The organism is uncultured Desulfovibrio sp., assembly GCF_902477725.1.
Classification (GTDB): domain Bacteria; phylum Desulfobacterota; class Desulfovibrionia; order Desulfovibrionales; family Desulfovibrionaceae; genus Desulfovibrio.
Window position 1 is genome coordinate 1 of record NZ_CABSIF010000004.1, and the last position, 20494, is coordinate 20494.

General features: G+C 55.0%; 22 protein-coding genes and 1 tRNA gene. 11 read left to right on the plus strand and 12 right to left on the minus strand.

Translation table 11 applies throughout. The features are described from left to right. Positions 1-527: 527 nt before the first annotated feature. The 9 genes from RDK48_RS04065 to RDK48_RS04105 all read left to right on the plus strand — a co-directional run bounded on the left by RDK48_RS04065 (position 528) and on the right by RDK48_RS04105 (position 6083). The gene (locus tag RDK48_RS04065) at positions 528-1028 is read left to right on the plus strand and encodes a hypothetical protein (RefSeq protein WP_298993230.1); all 501 of its coding nucleotides are present in this window, start codon (positions 528-530) and stop codon (positions 1026-1028) included. Between the two features lie 294 nt (positions 1029-1322). Beyond that, positions 1323-1541, plus strand: coding sequence for a helix-turn-helix domain-containing protein (locus tag RDK48_RS04070; RefSeq protein ID WP_298993227.1), 219 nt, complete (start codon positions 1323-1325; stop codon positions 1539-1541). 263 nt (positions 1542-1804) lie between these two features. Beyond that, positions 1805-1996 (plus strand): hypothetical protein, encoded by a 192-nt coding sequence (locus RDK48_RS04075; protein ID WP_298993224.1) that lies wholly within the window; start codon positions 1805-1807, stop codon positions 1994-1996. Between the two features lie 50 nt (positions 1997-2046). Beyond that, entirely contained in the window at positions 2047-2190 is a 144-nt protein-coding gene (locus tag RDK48_RS04080) for a hypothetical protein (protein ID WP_298993221.1), read from the plus strand. A gap of 187 nt (positions 2191-2377) precedes the next feature. Beyond that, positions 2378-2722: a hypothetical protein gene (locus RDK48_RS04085; RefSeq protein WP_308587806.1), complete on the plus strand. Its 345-nt coding sequence runs from the start codon at positions 2378-2380 to the stop codon at positions 2720-2722. A gap of 124 nt (positions 2723-2846) precedes the next feature. Next, the gene (locus RDK48_RS04090) at positions 2847-3077 is read left to right on the plus strand and encodes a hypothetical protein (RefSeq protein WP_298993218.1); all 231 of its coding nucleotides are present in this window, start codon (positions 2847-2849) and stop codon (positions 3075-3077) included. 158 nt (positions 3078-3235) lie between these two features. Further along, complete coding sequence (locus tag RDK48_RS04095; protein ID WP_298993216.1) at positions 3236-3913, plus strand: hypothetical protein; 678 nt, start codon at positions 3236-3238, stop codon at positions 3911-3913. 20 nt (positions 3914-3933) lie between these two features. After that, positions 3934-4467 (plus strand): antirestriction protein ArdA, encoded by a 534-nt coding sequence (locus RDK48_RS04100; protein WP_298993213.1) that lies wholly within the window; start codon positions 3934-3936, stop codon positions 4465-4467. Positions 4468-5069: 602 nt separating this feature from the next. Then, positions 5070-6083 (plus strand): site-specific integrase, encoded by a 1014-nt coding sequence (locus RDK48_RS04105; protein ID WP_298993210.1) that lies wholly within the window; start codon positions 5070-5072, stop codon positions 6081-6083. Positions 6084-6191: 108 nt separating this feature from the next. Here RDK48_RS04105 and RDK48_RS04110 read toward each other — a convergent pair. Together RDK48_RS04110 and selD are read right to left on the minus strand one after the other, a co-directional pair. Next, a tRNA-Leu gene (locus tag RDK48_RS04110) sits at positions 6192-6275 on the minus strand. A gap of 246 nt (positions 6276-6521) precedes the next feature. After that, the gene (gene selD, locus RDK48_RS04115; protein ID WP_298993207.1) at positions 6522-7580 is read right to left on the minus strand and encodes a selenide, water dikinase SelD; all 1059 of its coding nucleotides are present in this window, start codon (positions 7578-7580) and stop codon (positions 6522-6524) included. Between the two features lie 167 nt (positions 7581-7747). Here selD and RDK48_RS04120 point away from each other — a divergent pair, with 167 nt between their 5' ends. Together RDK48_RS04120 and RDK48_RS04125 are read left to right on the plus strand one after the other, a co-directional pair. Next, positions 7748-8449 (plus strand): M15 family metallopeptidase, encoded by a 702-nt coding sequence (locus tag RDK48_RS04120; protein WP_298993204.1) that lies wholly within the window; start codon positions 7748-7750, stop codon positions 8447-8449. 95 nt (positions 8450-8544) lie between these two features. Continuing rightward, entirely contained in the window at positions 8545-9414 is an 870-nt protein-coding gene (locus tag RDK48_RS04125; protein WP_298993199.1) for a formyltransferase family protein, read from the plus strand. On the opposite strand, the gene RDK48_RS04130 is transcribed toward RDK48_RS04125, so the two are convergent. The 10 genes from RDK48_RS04130 to RDK48_RS04175 all read right to left on the minus strand — a co-directional run bounded on the left by RDK48_RS04130 (position 9395) and on the right by RDK48_RS04175 (position 20487). Next, positions 9395-11797 carry an MFS transporter gene (locus tag RDK48_RS04130; protein ID WP_298993196.1) on the minus strand — a complete coding sequence of 801 codons (2403 nt, stop codon included), beginning with the start codon at positions 11795-11797 and terminating at the stop codon, positions 9395-9397. The genes RDK48_RS04125 and RDK48_RS04130 overlap by 20 nt on opposite strands. A gap of 9 nt (positions 11798-11806) precedes the next feature. Then, positions 11807-12952, minus strand: coding sequence for an ABC transporter substrate binding protein (locus RDK48_RS04135; RefSeq protein ID WP_298993193.1), 1146 nt, complete (start codon positions 12950-12952; stop codon positions 11807-11809). A 54-nt stretch (positions 12953-13006) separates the two neighbouring features. After that, positions 13007-13174, minus strand: coding sequence for a hypothetical protein (locus RDK48_RS04140; protein WP_298993190.1), 168 nt, complete (start codon positions 13172-13174; stop codon positions 13007-13009). 12 nt (positions 13175-13186) lie between these two features. Then, positions 13187-14434 (minus strand): prohibitin family protein, encoded by a 1248-nt coding sequence (locus tag RDK48_RS04145; protein WP_298993187.1) that lies wholly within the window; start codon positions 14432-14434, stop codon positions 13187-13189. A gap of 59 nt (positions 14435-14493) precedes the next feature. Next, positions 14494-14985: a hypothetical protein gene (locus RDK48_RS04150; protein ID WP_298993184.1), complete on the minus strand. Its 492-nt coding sequence runs from the start codon at positions 14983-14985 to the stop codon at positions 14494-14496. Further along, positions 14982-16664, minus strand: a complete 1683-nt coding sequence (locus RDK48_RS04155) for an ATP-binding cassette domain-containing protein (RefSeq protein ID WP_298993181.1) — start codon at positions 16662-16664, stop codon at positions 14982-14984. Before RDK48_RS04155 ends, RDK48_RS04150 begins: the two co-directional genes overlap by 4 nt. Before the next feature lie 283 nt (positions 16665-16947). Next, positions 16948-17571 carry a YcjF family protein gene (locus RDK48_RS04160; RefSeq protein WP_298993177.1) on the minus strand — a complete coding sequence of 208 codons (624 nt, stop codon included), beginning with the start codon at positions 17569-17571 and terminating at the stop codon, positions 16948-16950. Positions 17572-17611: 40 nt separating this feature from the next. Further along, entirely contained in the window at positions 17612-18745 is a 1134-nt protein-coding gene (locus RDK48_RS04165) for an ABC transporter substrate-binding protein (RefSeq protein ID WP_298993174.1), read from the minus strand. A 278-nt stretch (positions 18746-19023) separates the two neighbouring features. Next, positions 19024-19767: a 4'-phosphopantetheinyl transferase superfamily protein gene (locus tag RDK48_RS04170; RefSeq protein ID WP_298993170.1), complete on the minus strand. Its 744-nt coding sequence runs from the start codon at positions 19765-19767 to the stop codon at positions 19024-19026. 3 nt (positions 19768-19770) lie between these two features. Next, positions 19771-20487 (minus strand): thioesterase II family protein, encoded by a 717-nt coding sequence (locus RDK48_RS04175; protein WP_298993165.1) that lies wholly within the window; start codon positions 20485-20487, stop codon positions 19771-19773. Positions 20488-20494 lie beyond the last annotated feature (7 nt).

Sequence of the window (20494 nt, forward strand, 5' to 3'; positions counted from 1 at the left end):
TAATTTAAAAACTCTGATTTTAAAAATCTAAAGACAACCATAGCTATCTCCATATCCTCTCTTGCTCTCTAAAGCTATTCATAAGCCAGCCCTACAGCAGGCAGCTAGCGTTGACCGATAAGGGAATGGAATGGTAAGATGAAAGGGTAGCAAAAGGATGGCTATAGGGTGGCTAAGGGTGGCCGGGTAGTTTAGGGTGAAAAATGTGAAAGGCTTAGACGTCTCTCGTCCGTTGTCTTTCCCCCCATACCCTCTAGCCAACACTATAGCGCCGTCCATAATGCTATCCCTGGCAGCCTTTGGGCCGTCTTTTCCCTTCCTAATGCAGGCCGAAGCGCAACCAATGCCAGCAAAGCGCCGTGGTTCCACAGTCTACATTGGATAATTAATCTAATGGGAAGGCGGAAGGGTAGGCTGGGGGTTGGATTTAATGGCATGAATTTGCTAAAAGATGCTACGACGTGTTACGAGTTTTTTAATTCGTGTTACCTTTTGATTTATCTATTTGAGCCACTCATGGGGGATTTATGCGGCTTTCTTTTGGCCTTACTCTTGCTCTCTCGGTGTTAATGCTCTTGGGCTGCCATAAGCAAGTTGATTATTTCGGTCGTGTTGAGAGCACAGAACCAAAGGTAATAGCACTTGATTTTAATGCTCCATGGAAACCGAAGATTCAACAAGAGCTAATGAAGCACGGCTATAAAGTTCTAAATGTAGCCTCAAAAGTTCAACGTAAAGAACTAGACGACACTGGAAAAGCTGTGGATAGCTTCAATGTCAGTGAATCAAGATATATTCTTTCTATAGATGCCCACTACTACACTGATGCAATGAATAGGTGTTTCGGGGGTGGGTTCAAGTTTGATTATATAACAGCTTCACTGATTGATACAAGGACTAACGAAATAGTAGCGTCATATAGTGATAGTGGATATTCGGAAAACTGCCCGCCTATGTCCGGTCATATTTTTGAAAATACAGCACTTATGGTGGATAAGGCATGGGGACAAGATGTAAGCATAAAATAAGTTAAAGGGGGCGCATACAATGAGGCAACTAATACTAACCTTAGCTTGCTCTCTGCTCCTCATAATTCCAAGCACTAAGCAGCCGCAAGCAGACGTAATGCAACCACCACCAGAAGCGCCACAAGATATAGAGGTTGTTTACTCTCCTGCTCCTGATGGCTTCCCTCAAGACCTCTGGGACAGACTAACAGAAGAGGACGCGAGGGACGAGGCAGCAAAGCAAAGCAAACTAATCGCCCCACGTTTAGATACTTATCGAAAATCAGTAGACGGGTTATTAAACTAGAGAACGCTATGGAACATAAAACCGCCCTTCCTCATTACTACACAGTAGCGGAAGCCGCTGACGTCCTTGGCTACGCCTCACCAAGCACGATAAAAAACGGTTGCCAAAGCGGCAAGGTGCCTGCGTATAAGGTAGCCAAAACGTGGCTAATACCGGAAGAGTGGGTCGAAGAGCAACTTAAATTAGACATAAAACCACAAGGAAACAGGGGTGTTGCAAGAAAATAGCCGATAAAGGCTAAAAAGTTCTTGATCTGAATGGCCGATATCGGCTAAAAGGGAATCACGCAAAGGGGAGTATGCCCAAAGCTGGTTCCCTTTTTCTTTTCTCCATATTTAGCCGATACAGGCTAAAGTTCTTTCTCATAGGGCACACGGTTCACCAAAGACCACCACGCCCCACCGCTGACACCGAAAGGAACGGACACAGGGCGGGCCTATAGAGAGCGAAAGAAAAACAACGAAACACACTCGCACACAGGAGTTTGCATATGATTGATACGCACATTCTTTTTCTGCTTGAGTACCCGCAAAGGCACGATGCTGCTGCTTGCTATGCTGACGGAAAGCTTCGTGCATTGCATGTTTACACCGAAAGCAAAGACGGCAAGCTAGAATTTCATCGGTGCTGGGAAGAAATAGAACCAACTTTGGCAGCCGTAAGGGCATGGCTTGGCTACTAGCCGATTTTGACAACAGCCCGCATAGGGCTTACATATGAGGCACAAAGGCCATGCTAAAACGCCTTGCAGACTGGCTTGAAAAATTGAGCGTTGCGGCCCTTGCCGTGGGCTTGTTTCAGGGTAAAACCGCAGCCGTAGCCGTGGGTGTTCTCGCCTTGCTCGGTTGCTTATGGCTGACAAAGAAAAGGGGGTAATTAAATGGCAGCTTATGTTTTAACAACACTCTTGATTATTGCCGTTACCTGCCTTGGATTGTATGTAGCCAAGAAAGAACGTCAGGAAAAGAAGACACACAACTAGCAGAAGATAAACAAACGAAATTGAAAGGCCGCTCTGGTTAAATCCGGGGCGGCTTTTTTGTTTTTCTAAGGGGAAATTAAAATGCAAATGTTTACTAGTGGTGATGTTGAGATAGCGCAATGCTTTTGGGAAGAGTATTTAAATGTCCCAAAGGCGTTTCCAGCTCTTCAGGCGATACAAGAGAAGCATGGTACAGGGCAGCTTAGGCTACTCCTAAGGCATTACCCCTTAATACATGCGTGTGAATGTCTTTGGCAAAGTATGGTGCCTGACACGCAGCAGCATTTTGTTCCGTTTGATTGGTTGTTTATCCCTTGGTTTTTGAAAAACTGCATCATTCCTACCGATGGATATACTTACATAGAACCTATATCAGAAGGACAGATGCAGGAGAAAGTGAAAAACTTCCTTCAACACTCGGCTTGACCCTGTTCGCTCTTGGTATGTATGTTGCTAAACGTGAAAAGTAACTAGCAGAAGATAAACAAACGAAATTGAAAGGCCGCTCTGGTTAAATCCGGGGCGACTTTTTGTTTTTCTGGAGAAGGCTATGGAAAAAATAACAATCACGCTTGATCTTACAAAAGAACAGGCAGAAGAAATTCTGTGTTGTATGTACGACAACGAAACAAGACAATACAAAAATTATGTTGCTATGCTGCACCAGTATGGGCCAAAGGCACTAAGAGATGATAATATAATTGCTCTTTGTGCTGATGTGTCTGAAAGAGCTTTAAGCTGGCACGATCTCGCTGAAGTCTTCCAAGAGCAGCTTCCCTAAACAAAAAGGCTTGCCTAAAGCACCACCTTCAGACAAGCCCCGGTCTATTGAAATAGACCACACTTTCACAAAACACCAAAAGCATAAACCAGAACGCCGCAGCCCGTCTAGCTAGTCCCTAGGCGGGCTTTTTGCGTTTCTCTGGGGGAGTTTGAAAAATGTACACTGAAAAGCAAATGCTGGCGGGTGAATGCACCCACTCCGAATATTGGAAACAGTTTGTTACGCGCTCAATGATTGAATATTGCATTGATAACTTCAGGGATAAAGTGTTGGAGTGTGAAAATGACTCCTTCAACAATATCCCGCTGGCTGAAAAAGACCGGGCGGCGGCTCTCACCTCTTGCACTTTTCCGTTGAATACTTGGCAAGAGCTGAACGACAAAAAAGGCTGGCGTCCGTCACAATCGCAATATGTTTGCTGTGTATGCGCTGCTATGGCGCTTGCCCGTGAGTTTCTTCAGAAGCCAGAAACACCGAACAGTTTTACCCATATTGTGAATATAGGTCGGGGGCTAGATGGTTCTATATTCTGCCGCATCAAAGTACGCACAAAAGAAAAAGGCGTTTTCCTGAGTATCGTAGGGGTTGAAGGGCCACAGCGTAATGGAAATTGCAAGGGAGGTTGTGGGCAAATTGCAGATACCCTTGAAGAATACAATGACACCCAAAAGATAACATACGCCGAAGGATGGGACGAAGCATCTACGCTCATGTTTGTACACATCTGGAAGCAGTATCATCTAAATGATTTGACCGCTAAGGAAATTCCTGCTGATTCGTTAAAGTGGTTGTTTATGCGTCCTGAGACAACCGTTAGCCCTGCTTGGGTATAAACCACAAAGGGAGAACGAAAATGAGCGAAGAACGCCGCATATATGTTGCTTCCTTGACTGATTACAATTCAGGAATTTTGCATGGCAAATGGCTTACCCTTGACGACTTCACAGACCTTGAAGACCTGCAAGAGGCTGTCGACAACATGCTCAAAGAATCCCCGATAATGAAAGAGACGGGGGCACTTGCCGAAGAATGCGCCATTCACGATCATGAAGGTTTTCATGGTTTGATTGAGGAGTATTCAAGCCTGTCTGATGTCTGGGAAATCCATGCTCTGCTTGAAGAACATACCGACAATGAAAATGCCTTGATAGCCTATGTAAACTGGGTTGGTGGAACACTGGCTGATGCAGTAAATAGGTTCGATGCTTGTTATGAGGGAGAATGGGAGTCAGAAGAAGCTTTTGCAGAAAATCTCCTTGAAGATACCGGGGTGCTCTCTTCTCTGCCTGATTGGGCGCAGCAATATTTTGATATGAAGAAGTATTCCCGTGACCTGTTCATGACTGACTATGTGTATACTGATGGCTTTGTGTTCAGAAACTACTAACCTGAGCATTAAACCACCAGCCACAACTATGGCCCGCCTTGGAAACACCTTGGCGGGTTTTTTGTTTTTTCAAAGGAGCGCCTTATGGAGTTTATGACCATCGTGCGAAAGACAGAAGACACGCCTTGCGCTTTCTTCTTGAATGGGAAGCGGGTCTCTAAGAGCAAATTTGAATACTTTTATGGCATAGCCAACACCCTTGGGCGGCATTGTGACTGCCTACACACCACCTCAACTAAAACCACATGGCAGCACCGCTGCTCTGGTCGCATAGGAGCATGAGAAAGTATATGCGTGAAATCATCACTACATTTTCAAACTGCCTCCTTTTGGGGGCAGTTCTGTTTTTGGGGCTGTTTGGTTGCATGCTCTTCCAGCCTCACTAGGGGGAAGTTTGAAAAATGTAATAGGCGCAATCTTTGTTTATGGCTTCCTACTCTTTGAAGCATGGCTTCTTTGTCGCATGTAATACGAAAAGGAGTTTAATATGGAACTCTCATATAATATTTCCCTGCCTTTTGATGTTGCACAGTCAATCACAGATCAACCGCTCTCAACCATAGTTGAGGGGTTCAACAGATATGCCACTGAGGAAATAGAAAATGACTAAAGCAGGTTCAGACCTCCCCAAAGGAATACGCCCCCACAAATCTGGGGGCTTTATTGTTGATTTTACCAGAGACGGCAAAAGGAAAACCATAGTCTGCAAGACACCAGAGGAGGCCATAGCCCGCCGCCTTGCCCTCATGGAGGCTGCGCAGGCAGCGCCCAAGCCTCGCGTTGGCTGGACGCTGTTTGACGCCTACAGCCGCACCCACGCAATGCATTGGCAGGACACAGGAGGGGAGCAGGCGGCTACGATTAACGCCAGAACTGCAATGGATTTCTTCGGCCCCGACACGCCTGTAAAAGCGATCACCCCGGAACGCGTAGGCGATTACCTTGTCCACCTCATGCAATCCGGCCTGTCTGGTAGCACGGTCAATAGAAAGCTTTCGGCGCTCTCGCGCTGCCTCAGGACGGCTCAGGAGCATGGAAAGCTTGAGACTCTGCCCAAGATGCCCAAGCGGCGCGAGGGTGAACACCGGATTCGCTTCCTTTCTGCTGAGGAGGAAAAGCGGCTTCTGGAGGCTATAGAAGCCCTCGGCTATGGGCAGGAATTGTCTGACGTGGTTCTGTGTCTGCTCTATACAGGCTTTCGGCTTGGTGAGCTGTGGAGGCTGGAGGTCAGGGACGTTGATCTGGTCAACAACACACTGACCACCTGGAAGACCAAAAGCCACCGGCCCCGGTCAATCCCAATTGCCGACAAGATCAAGCCTGTGATTGCCCGCAGATGTCAGGAGGTCGCAGGAGAAGGGCGTCTGTTCCCTTATGATAACCCGTGGATACGCACCCGCTGGGACAGAGTGCGGGAGATTATGGGATTGTCAGATGATGAACAGTTTGTGCCTCACATGCTGCGGCACACCTGCGCAACCCGGCTTGCCCGTGCTGGTATTGGAATGCCAGTTGTAAAAGAATGGATGGGTCACGCCAGCATTCAAACAACCATGAGGTATGCACACTTTGCACCCTCTGATCTTACGAATGCTGCCAAAGCACTCAGCCTATGAGGTTGCATTCCTTAAATCATGATTCTGCAACCCACATAACGAAAGCCCCTCATGAAAAACTCATGGGGGGCTTTATGTTTCGCTTGTGTATCAAGCATTTGCGGCTTTTGGTGCGAGAGGGGGGACTTGAACCCCCATACCAAAGGTGCTGGATTCTAAGTCCAGTGCGTCTACCAATTCCGCCACTCTCGCAAAGCGTGTTTCCATAGCACACTTGCCGGTGGGCTGCAAGCCGTGAGCAGCGCGTCTGTTGCCGTGGGCTGTGCCGGGCGGGAGGGCGTTAACCGAAAATCTCCGTCATAAATAAGTCGCAATGGCGGTACGGCAAGCAATTTTTAAAAAAAACTGTCCGAAATCACCAACCCGGTGCGGAGCGCGCTGCGTGGGGACGGCATGCGTCGTATGTTCAGCCCTGCCTCCGGCCGTGCACGTGGGGCATCAGCGCAGCACCAGGGCTGCGCCGTCAGGCCGTGGCGCAACAACCTCGCCCACGACGCAGGCCAGATCGCCGCCAGCCAGCAGTATTTCGCGCGCCTGCGGCACCAGCTCTGGCGGCACGGCCAGCAGCAGCCCGCCTGAGGTCTGCGCGTCAAAGGCGAGGCTCGTGAGCGCTTCGTCCACGCCGTCTTCCACAAGGGTGGAGCAGGCCCAGTATTTTCTGTTCAGGTGGCTGCCTGCGGGTATAAGCCCATCGCGCGCATATTCAAGGGCGCGCGGCATGAGGGGCAGGGCCTCGGCATTCAGTACCACGGTAACGCCCGAGGCCAGGGCCATTTCAAGCGCGTGCCCGCCAAGGCCAAAGCCTGTTATGTCTGTGGCGGCGGCGATTTTGAGGTCGCGCACAACGCCCCCGGCAACACTGTTGAGGCGGGAGCACCAGCGTGTAACCTCGGCCTCGCTTTCTTTGGCACCGTCCCAGCGGGCCTTGACCGCAGTGGCGAGCACTCCCGTGCCCAGCGGTTTGGTCAGCAGCAGGGTCTGGCCTGCTTTCAGGCCATCGTTGCGGGCCATGTGGGAGGGATCTATGATGCCCGTGACCGCCAGACCGTATTTGAGTTCCTCGTCCTGCACCGTGTGACCGCCAGCCAGCACGGCCCCGGCTTCGTTCATGGCGTCAAGGCCGCCGCGCAGGATGTTTTCCAGTATGTGCTGCGGGTCGTCCTCTGCCAGAGCCTGCGGAAAAAAGGCCACGTTCATGGCGCTCCACGGCTGGCCGCCCATGGCGTATACATCCGAAAGCGCGTTGGCGGCGGCAATGCGGCCAAAGGCAAAGGCATCATTGACAATGGGCGCAAGTATATCCACGGTCTGCACCAGAGCGCAGCCAGGGGGAACGGTCAGCACAACGGCGTCTTCGTTCCGGGCGCGACCAGCCAGAACCCTGGCCTCAAGGTCAGGGCGCGTATCAGACGGCAGACCGCGTAAAAGTCGCTCCAGGGCCCCTGGAGCCAGCTTGGCGGCTCAACCGGCCGCGCGGGCTTTTTCCAGCAGTTTCATGCTGCGCTCCCTGGTATTTTTGTGTCCATCTGCCAAGTATGCCTTCTTGAAGGTAAAAGGTCAAAATATGACATATTGACGACCGAACCATTATAATGTGCAATACCGAACTGGTGTACTGGGTTTTGCCGTCAGCGCAGGGTGCTGAAAAAATTGAGGAGACGACCATGATTGCGCGCCGTAAATGCGATCCGCTTCTTTTTTTGCAGATGTTGGTGCTGGCCTTGGGGATGCTGTTTCCTTGGCACGCGCAGGCGGCCATGCACGATGGCTTTGTGCATGTAAGCGACCAATGCCAGAATATTATTCAGGAAATACGCTATTTTTCCTCCTACAACTTTGTGGGAGAGCGCATCAATGGATATCTTGCACCCCAGGCAATCTTGACCGAACCAGCGGCGAATGCCCTGTGCAAGGCCGCAGCGGCGGCGGAAGAGAAGGGCTATACCCTGAAAATTTATGACGCCTACCGCCCGCAATCGGCAGTGGATCATTTTGTGCGCTGGGGCATGAACGCCGCCGACACGCGCATGAAGGCGATTTTTTACCCGCAGGTGGACAAGGCGCGGGTGTTTGATCTGGGCTATGTTGCCACGCGCTCCGGGCATTCGCGCGGCAGCACGGTAGACCTCACCCTCGTTGACAGGCTGAGCGGCAAAGAGGCGGACATGGGCACCCCCTTTGACTTTTTTGGCGCGGCCTCGCACCACGGGGCCAAGGGGCTGAGCCCGCAGCAGGAGGCCAATCGGGCTGTGCTTCTGGGCCTTATGGAAAATGCCGGGTTCAAGCGTTATGAAGAAGAGTGGTGGCACTACACGCTTAAAAATGAGCCTTACACGGATACCTATTTCAATTTTGCGGTGGAATAAACTGAGGTGCCGCGCATAACTACGGTAGATTTCTTCTTTTCATGCAGGACCTTGCGGCGTAGCATGCTGGGCAATGTTCCACGAAAGGATATGCCGTGAAAGTTGTCGTTTGCGCCAAGAAGGATCTTGCAGGATGTGTCGCCCTTAACAGACTGCTGGCAGCCATTGCCCCCAGGCACGATGTTTTTGTGGTCCTTTCCGATTACGTGCTGGACGCGGAGTGCAGCAATGCCTACGCGGCAAGCCTTGTGGCCCACGAGCGGGACATGGTGCTTGAGCACATTCTGCCCTGGCTGGAAGACCGCTTTCCTGAGGGAAATGAGGCGCAGTGTCAGACCTATGCGGGCCTGAAAAAGCGTTACGGCATTGATATGGAGATGTGGGGGCCCATGCGGTCGCCAGCCTCCCGGCAAGCCATGCGCGACCTTGCGCCAGATGTCGTTATATCGTGCCGGTACGACTACGTTATTCCTACGGAAGTCATTGATATGCCCCGGCTTGGCACCTATGGCATGCATCCAGGCGCGCTGCCTGATCTGCAAGGCCTGTGCAGCCCTTTTCGGGCTATGGAGCATGGCAATGAGCGCTCTGGCTGCACGCTTTTCCACCTTGATGCAGGGCTGGATACCGGCCCCATAGTGGAGATCGGCTGGTGGCCCATCAACTACGACCGCTCCCTGCTGTGGAACTTTGTGCATACCTATTTTGCGGGTATAGACGCCCTGTTGCGGCACCTGCCGGAACTGGAGGCGGGGCGCGAGCTGACAACCCATATGCAGAGCAGCGAAGGCCGAAAATACTTCAGCTATCCTACCGAAGACGAATTCCGCAGTTTTATCCAGAAGGGCGGGCATATCGTTCTGCCCGAAGATTATTACGAAGTCCTGTCCTGGTTTCTGCCCGGCGGCCTGAGTGATCCCGCCATGCCCGAGCTGCGGGCGCTGGTCAGTTCGCTGGAGTCCTGAGCCGCCACATCAGGTGGAACAGCAAGGAAAGCGCGCAGACGATGCCGCCCATGAGCAACAGCGCGCTGGCAGGAGCCATGACGGTTATGGCAATGCCAAATACCACAGGCCCCGCCACCTGCCCCATGCGCTCCAGGCCACGGTAAATCGAAGCTGTCTTTTCGCGGCCCAGAGTTTGCGCCGAAGCAAGAGTGAGAACGCAGATCATTGATGCCGGGGCAGCCAGGCACTGGGCCAGCCCAAGAGAGATGACCGCAGCGGCCGCTCCAGCCATGTTTGTGGCCGTAGACGCAATGAGCAGCGTAATGCCGGAGAGCAGGCCCGTGAGCGTCAGAAACAGGGATTTGTCTTTTCTGCGATCTATCCACTTGCCGAGCAGCGGCCCCGCCGTAATAAAACACAGGCCGTACAGCATGAATATGCGGCCGATATCCGATTGATCCACATGGGCGTTTGCCAGCCTCAGCGGCAGCAGATAGTGCAAAAATCCGGTCAGGCACATGGCGGCGGGTATGCCCACCAGCCAGAGTATCATGTGCATGCGCGGGTCTTGCAGCAATTGCATGCAGCCTGAAAACATATGCCCCTGCGCGGCGGTCTGCGCACCAGAGCCCTGACAGGCCGCGTTATCGGAACTGCTTGCTGCGTCCTCCGCAGGTTCTTTGCCAAGCATCACTGTGAACAGCGCCAGCAATATGGTGCAGGCCCCGGTCGCCAGCACCGCCTGAAACGAAACATGATCCGCCAGCATGGCCCCCGCCGCAGAGCCGCAGATGCTGCCGGAAAAAATGCCCGCGAATACACTGGTGAGCCCCGCCCCGGCATTAGCCTTGCCCAGTGTGCCGATCTGCCCTGCCATGAGCACAAGGCCAAAGCCGAAGCCTGTGGCAACGCGCCCCAGAATGAGCAGGGGCAGACTGTTGGCCATGCCGCCCATCATCAGCCCCACAGCCGCAGCCAGAGTGCCTGCGGCAAAGACCTTTCGCCAGCCGTAACGTAATGAAAATCCCCCAGAAAACAGCAGGGCAAAGCCCGCGCTGACCATCTCTGCCGAAATGGGCAGGCCGATGGCCACATCGCGGCTCAGGCCCATGAACGGCTCATACAACTGGCGGGCCAGCAGGGGAATGAACGATATGCCCATGTCGTAGCCCAAAAAGAACACAAAGCCCGCTGCCCGCAATGCCTGCACGGCGAGGGAATGATGGCTGCCCATAAGGGCGTTCGCCGCAGCATCTGGCGGCAGGTTGCGTTGCGCGATAAGGCCCAGTAGTTTTGAAAGCTCCAGCAGCAGCAAAAAGCTGATGAGCAGCGAGGCTCCAAGGTCAAGAGCCAGCGCCGATATGCGGGCTGTGATGGCCTGGGGCTGCACGGCCAGTTGCAGACGCAGCACTTCCTGCTTTTGGCGGAAGCGGCTGGGCCAGTAAGTGTTCAGTGATTTTTCGACAGTGAGCGATGGGTCGGGCACGTTCCCGGCAGAGGCCACAGCCTTGCCTTCAGGCGTCAGCAGCTGCGCGCCCGCAAGCTCGCTGTTGGCTGCAAGCAACTGTTCAAGTGCCTGATCCTTGCCGCGCAGGCTGGCGATATCCACGCCTTTGTGGATGAGGTATTCAAAATCGCGCCCGGTGCCTTCGGCGAGGATGTCGGCCTTGGTGCGTATGGCCTGCTTGACGAAGGTATCGAACAGTACCAGCGTGCCGCAGGCGTAGAGCAATTGTGATGTGCCAATGATGATGAGCAGCATTCTGGTCATGCCCGAAAGGCTTGTGCCAACCGCGCGTTGCCCGGTCAGCAGGCCAAGACGCCCTGCCAGAATCAGCCCCGCCACAAGGCAGGCCGCTGCCAGCAGCAAGCATGACAGCCGCAGAAAATCTTCTGTAGCCGCATTGATGGGTTTGCCGTCAATGTCCACCAGCAGGTGCCCCACAGGCGTCTTGTAGCTCAGGGGAATGTTCAGGCGGTAGCCATCGGCGGTTTTGATTGCGCCTTGCGGGCCGTCTTTGCCCGCGCTGGTCTGGGAGGCTGTACCGGCAGGCAACATGCTTTCCGCTGCTGAGCCCTGGGCTGGCTGCGCATAGAGCGTGGAACCCCTGGCATCAATAATGGCCACACGTTTGATGCCCGCCGCGCTCTGACCCAGTTCCGCCAGCATTTCGTCCATTCCGGCGAACGAAGCCAGCGGCTTGCCAAAGCGCATGCCGCGTTCAATATCGCGGGCCAGACGTTCAGCACCGCTGCGATAGCCGGAAAGCACCATGTCGGTTGCCAGCGTATTCAGCGTGGAAACCGAGAGCAGCACGTTGAAGCCCAGAGTAACCAGCAGAACTCCAAGCCCGAGCAGCAGGGCATTGATGCGCAGTTTGCGCGTGGCGCGGATAAGCACGGGAAATCCTTAGGGTGTACCGGGGTGCGGCTGGCTGATGGTTTCGTGCAGTTCGTCCGCCGTTACCAGCACGTCAAAGGGAAAATCAAAGCCGATGGCCTTGGCGGTGGCAAGGTTCAGGGCAATGGAAGGCTCGGACTGGTCAAGCATGGGCAATGTGCGCGGCTGCGTGCCGCCCAGTATGGCGTGGGCCTGCCCGGCCAGAGCTATGCCGCTGGGGCCGAAATTCCATGTGGAAAAGCCCATGAGCGCTCCGGCCTTGACATATTCCGACCCGTCACGCGCAAAGGTGGGGATCTTCCACTGATTCAGTTTTTGCAGCAGCGGGGCCATGCCTTCGCCGCCGATATCAAAGCAGTTCAGCGGGCCGATAAAGAAGGCGTCCATGCCCTGCTTGCGCAGTTCGTCCAGCCCCTTGCGGCATTCCTCCGTACTTTCGGCAGAGGAGAGGCCATCGTAGAGCACAAGAGAAAATCCCAGCTCCGAGGCAATGGCCTGGGCATCGCCAAGTGCCGCGTAGACGCGGCCTTCCTGATTGTTCTGGAACATGATGCCCATTTTGTGAAAGCGCACCACATCGTAAAAAACGCGGAACATGGAGGACCAGCGGTCAACTTCCACCCGGCAGGTGAAGTTGTCCACGCCGGAATCCTGTGAGCTTTTGACAACGCCAGCAGCCACAGGGTCAGCCATGCCCATGCCCAGAATGGGCAAACGGCCATCGTTGACCGCCAGCAGCGCCTTGACCGCCGCCGTGCCCATGCCCACCACAAGGTCAAGGTCCTTGCGCTGCAAAAGCTGTTTTGCCATTTCAGGCAGGCGGCGCATCTGTGCTGGTTCCCAGCCGGGGCTGAAGCGCGCATCGGCAGGGTATTCGCAACGGATGTCGTCATACTTGCCCATACCATCGCGAAAGGCGCTCCAGGTATTGTCAAACAGCCAGAACGGCCCGGCCTCAAGATAGCCGATGCGTTTTACAGGCGGATTGGCGCAGGCGGGCTGGCAGAAGACGAAAAACAGGCCGCCCAGACAGAGCATGACCAGAGTCAGCGTGCGCAAGTGTGGCAAAAGTGCGGCTGCATGAGGGCGTTGCCCCTGGTTTTGCTGCGGGCGCAGCAAAAGGCTGGAGCCATGGGCTGTAATTGGAAAAAACATGCCTACTGCGCCGCGTGAAAGAGAGCGTTCATCAAAATAGTATCCGTATGCAGCCTAGCAGCGAGTGGGCTTTTTGGGGTTTGAGGCGATGACAAGCAGCAAACCCACCAAGGGAGTCAGCAGAACACTGGCAAAAAAGTTGCCCCAGAATCCCAGCCGGGAATTGATGCCCAAAAGCCCGATCAGCAGGCTCATGCCCAGTATGAGAGCGAACAATAGCACAGCGGGCCTCCCTTACTGTCTGACAGCGCCGCCACGGTGCGGTTGCAGCAGTGTTTTATTCAACCTCTGGATGTAATCCGATACATTTTCTCCGGGGGCGATCCAGCCTACCCCGGCGGGCGCTTGGGCTTCGGCAGACACGGCAGAATCCTGCCTTGCGGAGTCGTTACGCGACCCGTACTTCGGCGCATACTGCGCTCCGGATTGGGATTCGTGCTGGATTTGAGGGCGCAGGCCGGAATGTGAATTGGGGCGGACCGGGGGCGTTTTGCCGGGTTCGGGCCGCATCTGCCCTGGCTGAACTTGGCCAGGCCGTACGCCATCGGGCCGCTTCTGGTCTGGACTTTCCGCATCTGTTCCCGACATATCCGGCTTGACAGGCGTCTGCTGGTTTCCCTGCGCGGGAGTCTTGGGGGCCGCCCCCTGATTGGGCGTTTTTGCTGTATTGGCGGCATCAGGCGCGCTTGCGCCAGTGGGCGAATCTGCATTGAGAATAACAGGCAGGCCATCCTTGCCGCCGATCACAACCACCTTGGCGTTGGACGAACCCGCAAGCTCCTTGGTGGCCTGAATGCCTTCGTAGCGCAAAAAGTTCTGCGTCATGTGCTCGTTGACAAGCGTCTGGTAGGCCTTGATGCCTTCGCCTTCAATGGTCTTGCGGCGGGCTTCCTGCTGGGCTTCAAGCAGAATGTACTTGTAGCGCAGGTAATCCTGCTCCGCTATGAGCTTGCGTTCAATGGCCTCGCGCAGCACTTCGGGCAGGGTGATGCTTTTGACCACAAAGCCCTGAATAAGAACGGGGATGCGCCCCATTTCTTCCACTGCGTCCACCAGCATCTGGTCTTGCAGTTCCTGCCGCGCCGTGGAGTAGAGGTCGTCTGGCCGGTAACTGCCGATGGTTTGCCGCACGGCGGAATTCATGATGGGGATAACGACCTTGTCGCGGTAGTGCGGCCCGATTTCCTGATGCAGGTTGGGCAGGCGGTCGCGGATGATCTGAAAACGCAGCGAAATCTGCACGTTGATGGTCAGGCCGTCCACGGTCAGCACATCGATGTTTTGGGTTTCTTCCTGCACGCGCACATCATAGATGTACATGATGTTCCACGGCTGGATGAAATGTATGCCTTCCTCGTAGGTGTGCTGCAACTGTGTGCCGCCGCGAAAGCGCGCATACAGAACGCCCAGCTCACCGGGCTTGATGGAAATGACGATGCTCGGCCAGAGAAAGATGAGCAGCAGCGTTGCAACAGCACCCATGATTATCAACCGCAGGCGATTGCGGCGCAACATTTCCCGTATATTTGCACAGACGCTTTTCATTGGTCCAACCGATAGGTTTGCTGTGTATATTGCGCGGAGCCGCGCCAGAACATATCAAGCGTATAGTCTATGCACTGCCTTTCAAACAGAATGCAGCGTTCTTTGTCGTCTTCCGTCTGACCCATGCAGATATTGTAAAGAATGGGGCACATATCAACATTGAGCACAAATTCGCCAAGATTGGGGCGAGAATGGATTCCCTTGCGGGCGTGGTGCACGAGGCTCTTGACGTATTTGTTATTGCAAACCTGAATGCGTTGCCCGTAATCGTGGTTTTCTTCGTAGCATTTCAACCTGTTCTGAATGGTCTGCATGTTCTCCGCAGCATTCACTTCAGAGGGCAGGGTGTCGCGCACATTGTTGTACAGTTCGCGCACAAACTGGATGTTTGTATTGCCTGTAAGGTCTTTGGCCTCTGCCTTGGGCGTGGCGCACAGGCACAGCAGGGCCGTCAGGAAGAGGGCAGGCCGCAGAAAATGGCTGCTCATGCCTGTGCCCCTTCCCCTGCGGGTTCTTCCACAAAGCCGCCTTCGCGCATGGTCAGTACTCTGTCGGCCACATGGAAGTAGCGGTCGTCATGCGATATGGCCAGGATTGTGCCGCCCTGGCGGATGATGTCGGGCAGCAGCTCCTCGTAAAAGTAGCGGCGGAAAACAGGGTCGAAATCCGCGGCCACTTCGTCAAACAGGTAGATGTGGCGCTTTTCAAGCAGCGCGCAGGCCAGGGCAAGACGTTTGCGCTGCCCGGCAGAGAGATCAAGCGTGGAGAACGTGCCGTCTTCAAGCAGGCTCACCTTGGTTTCCATGTGCAGGGTGCGCAACACGTCCGTGAGCTGGGCCGGGGTGATGTTCAGGCCGAGGGGGCGGGAAAACAGGTGATAGTCTGTAGGCACAATGGTGAAGAGGTTGCGGTAGGATTCCATGTTAACGTCGGAAAGCATGACGTTGTTCAGGAACATTTCTCCGCTCTCGGGCGCGTACAGCCCGGCCAGCACCTTCATGAAGGTGGACTTGCCCGACCCGTTACCGCCGCGAATAAACAGCAGTTCGCCCTTGCGCAGCTCAAAGTTGTCTACCGCAATGCCGAAAAGTCGCATGCCGTTGCGGTCGTGGTAGTCAAAACGCACATCGCGCAGGGCAATGGAATCAAAAGATGGCACTATGGGGTCGGCCTGCTGCCAGCGCGCCTTGACGCCTGCGTTTTCAAAGGGTTCCGTCACGGCGTCTATCTGCGCTTCCACCGCTGCAAGTTCCTGCAGGCTCATTTCTACCTTTGCCATCATGGGCACCGAGGTAATCAGGCTGATGAGCGGGCTCAGACTGAACATGCACAACACCAGCAGCGAGGATGTTTCCGACGTTTCGAGGTTCAGAATCTTGGGCATGATAAAAAGTATCAGCCCCAGAATCAGCAGGTTGAACATGGCAAAAAATGATATGCCAAGGGCGTGTCTGTGCTCGGTAGCATCGCGGGCTTCTGATGCCACAGAAAGATCAGGGATGATCTGTTCGCCAAACAGCGCCGTAGTTTTGGGCTTGTGCATCTTGAGCTGCTGCAGACCGGCATAAAGGTCGCGCAGGCCTGCGCAAAAGCGCTGGTCGGCCTGCATGGCTGGCCCCATGTGCGCATGCACCTTGTTGATAAGGTGCAGAAAAATCCAGAACCCCATAGCAAGAAAAAGAAAAACACCCAGCGTACCGGGAATGGACACAGTTGCCATTTTGGCAAAAGAGAGCACCACCATCACCGTGTTGGCCGAGGCCGCCACCAGCATGCGGGCCGCTTCAACAACCATTTCGCGTCCGTCAAGCAAAGCGGACTGGATGCGGTTTTTGTCCAGTTTTTCATATTCCAGCAGGGAAACGCCGCGCAGCTTGGCGGCAATGCGCATGCGCCATTCCATGATGCCGCGCAGGGCAATCTGCGCCGAGCGCCCGGTTATGTAGCGGAAGAGAAAATAAAAGGAGGCGAGGCTCACCAGAAAAGCAAGAAAGGTGCTGAATTCCAGCCCGTCTTCAGAAAGCTGCTGCAAGCCCTGAAGCACCGAAAAAACGGCAAGTCCCTGCATGATGCCTGAGCCGAGGCACGCGGCGGCAATTTTTTTGCCTTCCTCGCCGGCCTGTTCCCACAGAAGTTTCAGAAAAAGCGATTCTTTCAGTTGCAGCATGTGGTTCTGTGGCCCCGGTGTTCAGGTGCGCCGCGCATTACAGCATGCCCGGCGGTCTTGTATGCGCCCCTTTGCAGTGCAGGGGCTCTGGTAAATCAATAGTCAACGCTGCCGCAATGGCAGAAGTGGCCTTTGCCAAGGCCTGTAATGTATGCTCTGACAGCCAGTTTCGGCATTCGCGCGGCTGGAAGCGGCGGGCGTAACAGCCAACACTTCCGTAAGGGCCAGTTGCCTGGCCCTTACGGAAGGCTCCGATTCCCGAAACCGTCAGAGATCGCCGATATTAGGCCGCGTCTGTGCCCGCTTCTTTGGCGGGAGTTTCAGCTGCGGCTTCGTCCTTGGTTCCTTTTTTCATCTTGTTCTTGATCTTGCCGACGAAGGTTTTGCCTTCTTCAACTTTTTCCCTGAAGTAGGTCTTGGCTTCTTCGGCATTGAAATCAATCAGGTTGCCGCCCTTTCTGAAGTGGCGGTCAAAAACCCAGCCAAGGGCATAGGTGCTGGCGCCGCCCATGATACTGATGGTGGCCGCGCCCGCGGTGAAGCCAATGACCGGAATGCTTTTCAGCAGCGAGGCGGCCAGGGGCACGCTTGCCGTGGTCAGAAGGCCGCCGCACAGCGAAGAAATAATGGATTTGACGCGTTCCTTTTTGAATTCAACGCCGTGGGCCTTGGCCAGTGCGTGAATAAGCTCAATCTGGAGGGCAGAAAGGCCCAGAAAATCTACAAGAGGCACCGGCACAAAACCAAGGCCGATAGCGCCGTACACACGCTTGCGGATGATGGCGTCCACCACTTCTTCCGAAGGGCAGGCGCGTTCGCACGTTTCCGTTTCAGCAGCGGTTTCTGCCTGGGCGACCATCTGATCTTCAACGCCGTCGACTTTGTTTTCCAACGTATCTTTAGTCATGTGCAACCTCGTTGTGACCGGTTTCAGGGTTACGGGAATTTTATTGGGCAACGGTCGTTTTATCAACGCCCGCCAGTGTGACGTCAAAGAGTTCGTCTGCCGAAATGAGCAGAATCAGCGGCAGATCCATGCCCATCTTCTGGGCAGTTACCAGATTCAGCGCAATCTTGGGCGTGTAGGCCGCTGTTTCAAGCTGGGTATTGGGCGGCAACAGGCCAAGCTGTGCGGCAATATGGTCAGCATAAAATTTGCCAAGAGGAACATAATCAAGTGTCGAAAGCCCCATCAGCGCGCCCCTGCGCACATGGACGCTTCCGTCGCGCGCAAAGGTCTTGATGTGGTGGGCGTTGAGTGTGTCAAAGATGGCCTGAGGATTGGCCTGCGTCCAGTCAAAGCAGTTGAGGGCCGAAATGTAAAAGGCATCCACGCCCGCGCTCATCAGCTTGTCTACGCCCCTGGTGCACGATTCCATGCTCTCCGCCTTGTCCAGAAAGGGGTACTCCACAAGGGTAAAGCCGCGCTCGCGCGCAACCTCGCGCGCTTCCCGCACGTTGGAGTATGAAAGTCCCTCTGGGCTGTCGTGATACATGATGCCAAGGCGAAGAAAGGGCAGCGCCTCATGAAACAGGGCAAAGACCTTGAACCATTTGTCCTTGGTGTAGCGGATGGTCAGGTTGGCGGCGCCCTTGCCGGTGACGCGATCCACAATACCAGCGCCTGCCGGGTCGGCCACGTCAACGCTCATGATGGGCGTTTTGCCGTTGTTTTCGGCAAGCAGGGCCTTGGTGGCCTCTGTTCCCATACTGATGATGACGTCGATATCCGGATTTTGCATCAGTTTGCGGGCCTCTGCGCGGTAGACGCTCTCAGAGGCATCCCAGCCGGGGCTGATGTACAGTTCGCCCGGCAGGGTAATGCGGTCGGCAACCCCGCGTTGCCGCAGGGCTTTGATGATTTCTTTTTGCAGCAGGGTAAATTCCCAGTACGGTCCGGCTTCAAAATAGGCCGCGACCTTGGGGCGCGAGGGTTTGGGCTGGGAGGGCGCCGGGGCTGACGCTGTCATCTGTTCCACAGGCTCGCGCTGGGGGGCCGCCTGTACGTTTGCGCACAGGCATACTGCGCAGCAAAGTGCTGCGGCAAGTGTGGCGAAGAACGATCCGAGGCGGCTGCTCATGGAACAAAATACCCTATGATGCGTTCTTGGTGACACAGTGTGTCCGCCGCTCGGCGGTTCTGCCCAAAAACTTGAGTGGATTTTTTCCAAAATCCGTGTGGAGCAGACAATCTTTTTTATGGCAATCTGTGCTATTGGCGGCGTTGGGCCACACGAATTTTTACGCGGGCGCAAAGCATGCGCGCAGGTTTTAACATATCAGAGGAAAAGCGGTATCGTCCACATGAATTTGGGGCGCGCATCGGCATTTCTGCATGTTTTTTGGCGGGTTGTAGGGATCAACAGGCAAGGCAGACCACGACGTCACGGCAGGGGCTTTGAGCCGCCACGCTGCACAGGTAGCCGTCTGTTGTTCTGATGTCGCGGCTTGTCCACTGCCCGCCCTCATCAAGCATTGTAGCTGTGCCTTGGGCAGGGTTTGCAGTGAAGGATGCTATCCAGCCGCTCTCTTGCGGCCCGGTGTTTACGCTAAAGCTTTGCAAGGGCATGCTCAGGCCCATGCCCACGGCCTTGATTACGGCCTCTTTGCGCGTCCAGCAGCGGTAAAAGGCCGTTTGCAGCTCCGCCGGGGGCAGGGACAGCAGGTCTTTTTGCTCCTGCGGGTGCAGCTGGCTGGTCAGTTCCGCCGCATCGGGCAGGGGGCGTATTCTTTCCACATCAATGCCCACGCCTGCGCATCGGCAAAGGGCCACCCATATCATGCTGCCCGAATGGCTGATGGAAAAATCAGCGGACACTCCGGGGCAAAAGGGCTTGCCGTATGGGGAGCGGGCAAACTCTGCGGCACTGTCCTGCCCAAAGGCGGCGCGCAGCAGACGCCGCGCCAGCGCCCTGCCAGCCAGATGCCGCGCCGCATCTTCGATGTGCACATAGCGCCCGGCCTCCTGCTGTTCCTGCGGGGTGGTGTGGGCTTCGCAATGGCTGGGCCATTCAGCAATATTTTCAAGCTCCAGACCAACGCACAAAATGGACTTTTCTGGGGCGGAAGGCGCGCGCCAGTTGTAAAAATGTTGCGCCAGCACCGCCTAATCCGCAGGCTGGAGGGTGTGCGTCATGTGGTCTGCCAGTTCCTGCCAGTGATCCTGAACGTAAAAATGGCCGCCGCTGAAGGTGCGTACCGTGCATTGCGCATCTGTCAGGGTTTGCCAGTGCAGGGCGTCAGCCTCGGTAACGAGATCATGGCTGCCAATGGTTGTGTGGATGGGCAAGGGTAATGGGCTGTAGGGGGCGGGCTGCCATCCTTCTATGGCCATAAAATCAGCGCGGAGCATTGGTTCAAGGTAGTTTCTGAAATCCTGCGACTGCGCAATCTCGGGCGGAATGCCGCCCATGCGGGCCACGTAGTCCCACAGCGCGCCTTTGGGAAGCTGATCGACAGGGCATGAAATCCCGGTGCGCATCCGGCCTGGCGTGGTGGCGGACGAAATGAACAGGGCCGAGGGCAAGGGCAGCGCCGCATCGCAGGCAAAGCGCGCGCAAAGAAAGGCCAGCAGCCCGCCCATGCTGTGGCCAAACAGGGCATAGGGGCCAGTGTGGGCGGCAGAGCGGATCTGCTCCAGCAGGTCGCGCCCCATGCTTTCCATGCTGGTAAGCAGCCGTTCCCGGCAGCGGCGGCCTTTGCCTGGCAGTTCGAGAGGTCTTATGGTGATCCATGCCGGAAAAAATTCGTTGAACCTTGCATAAAAGGCGGTATTGCCTCCGGCGTGGGGAATGCAGAAAAGTGTTGTAGCCGTGTGTTGCATGTGTTGC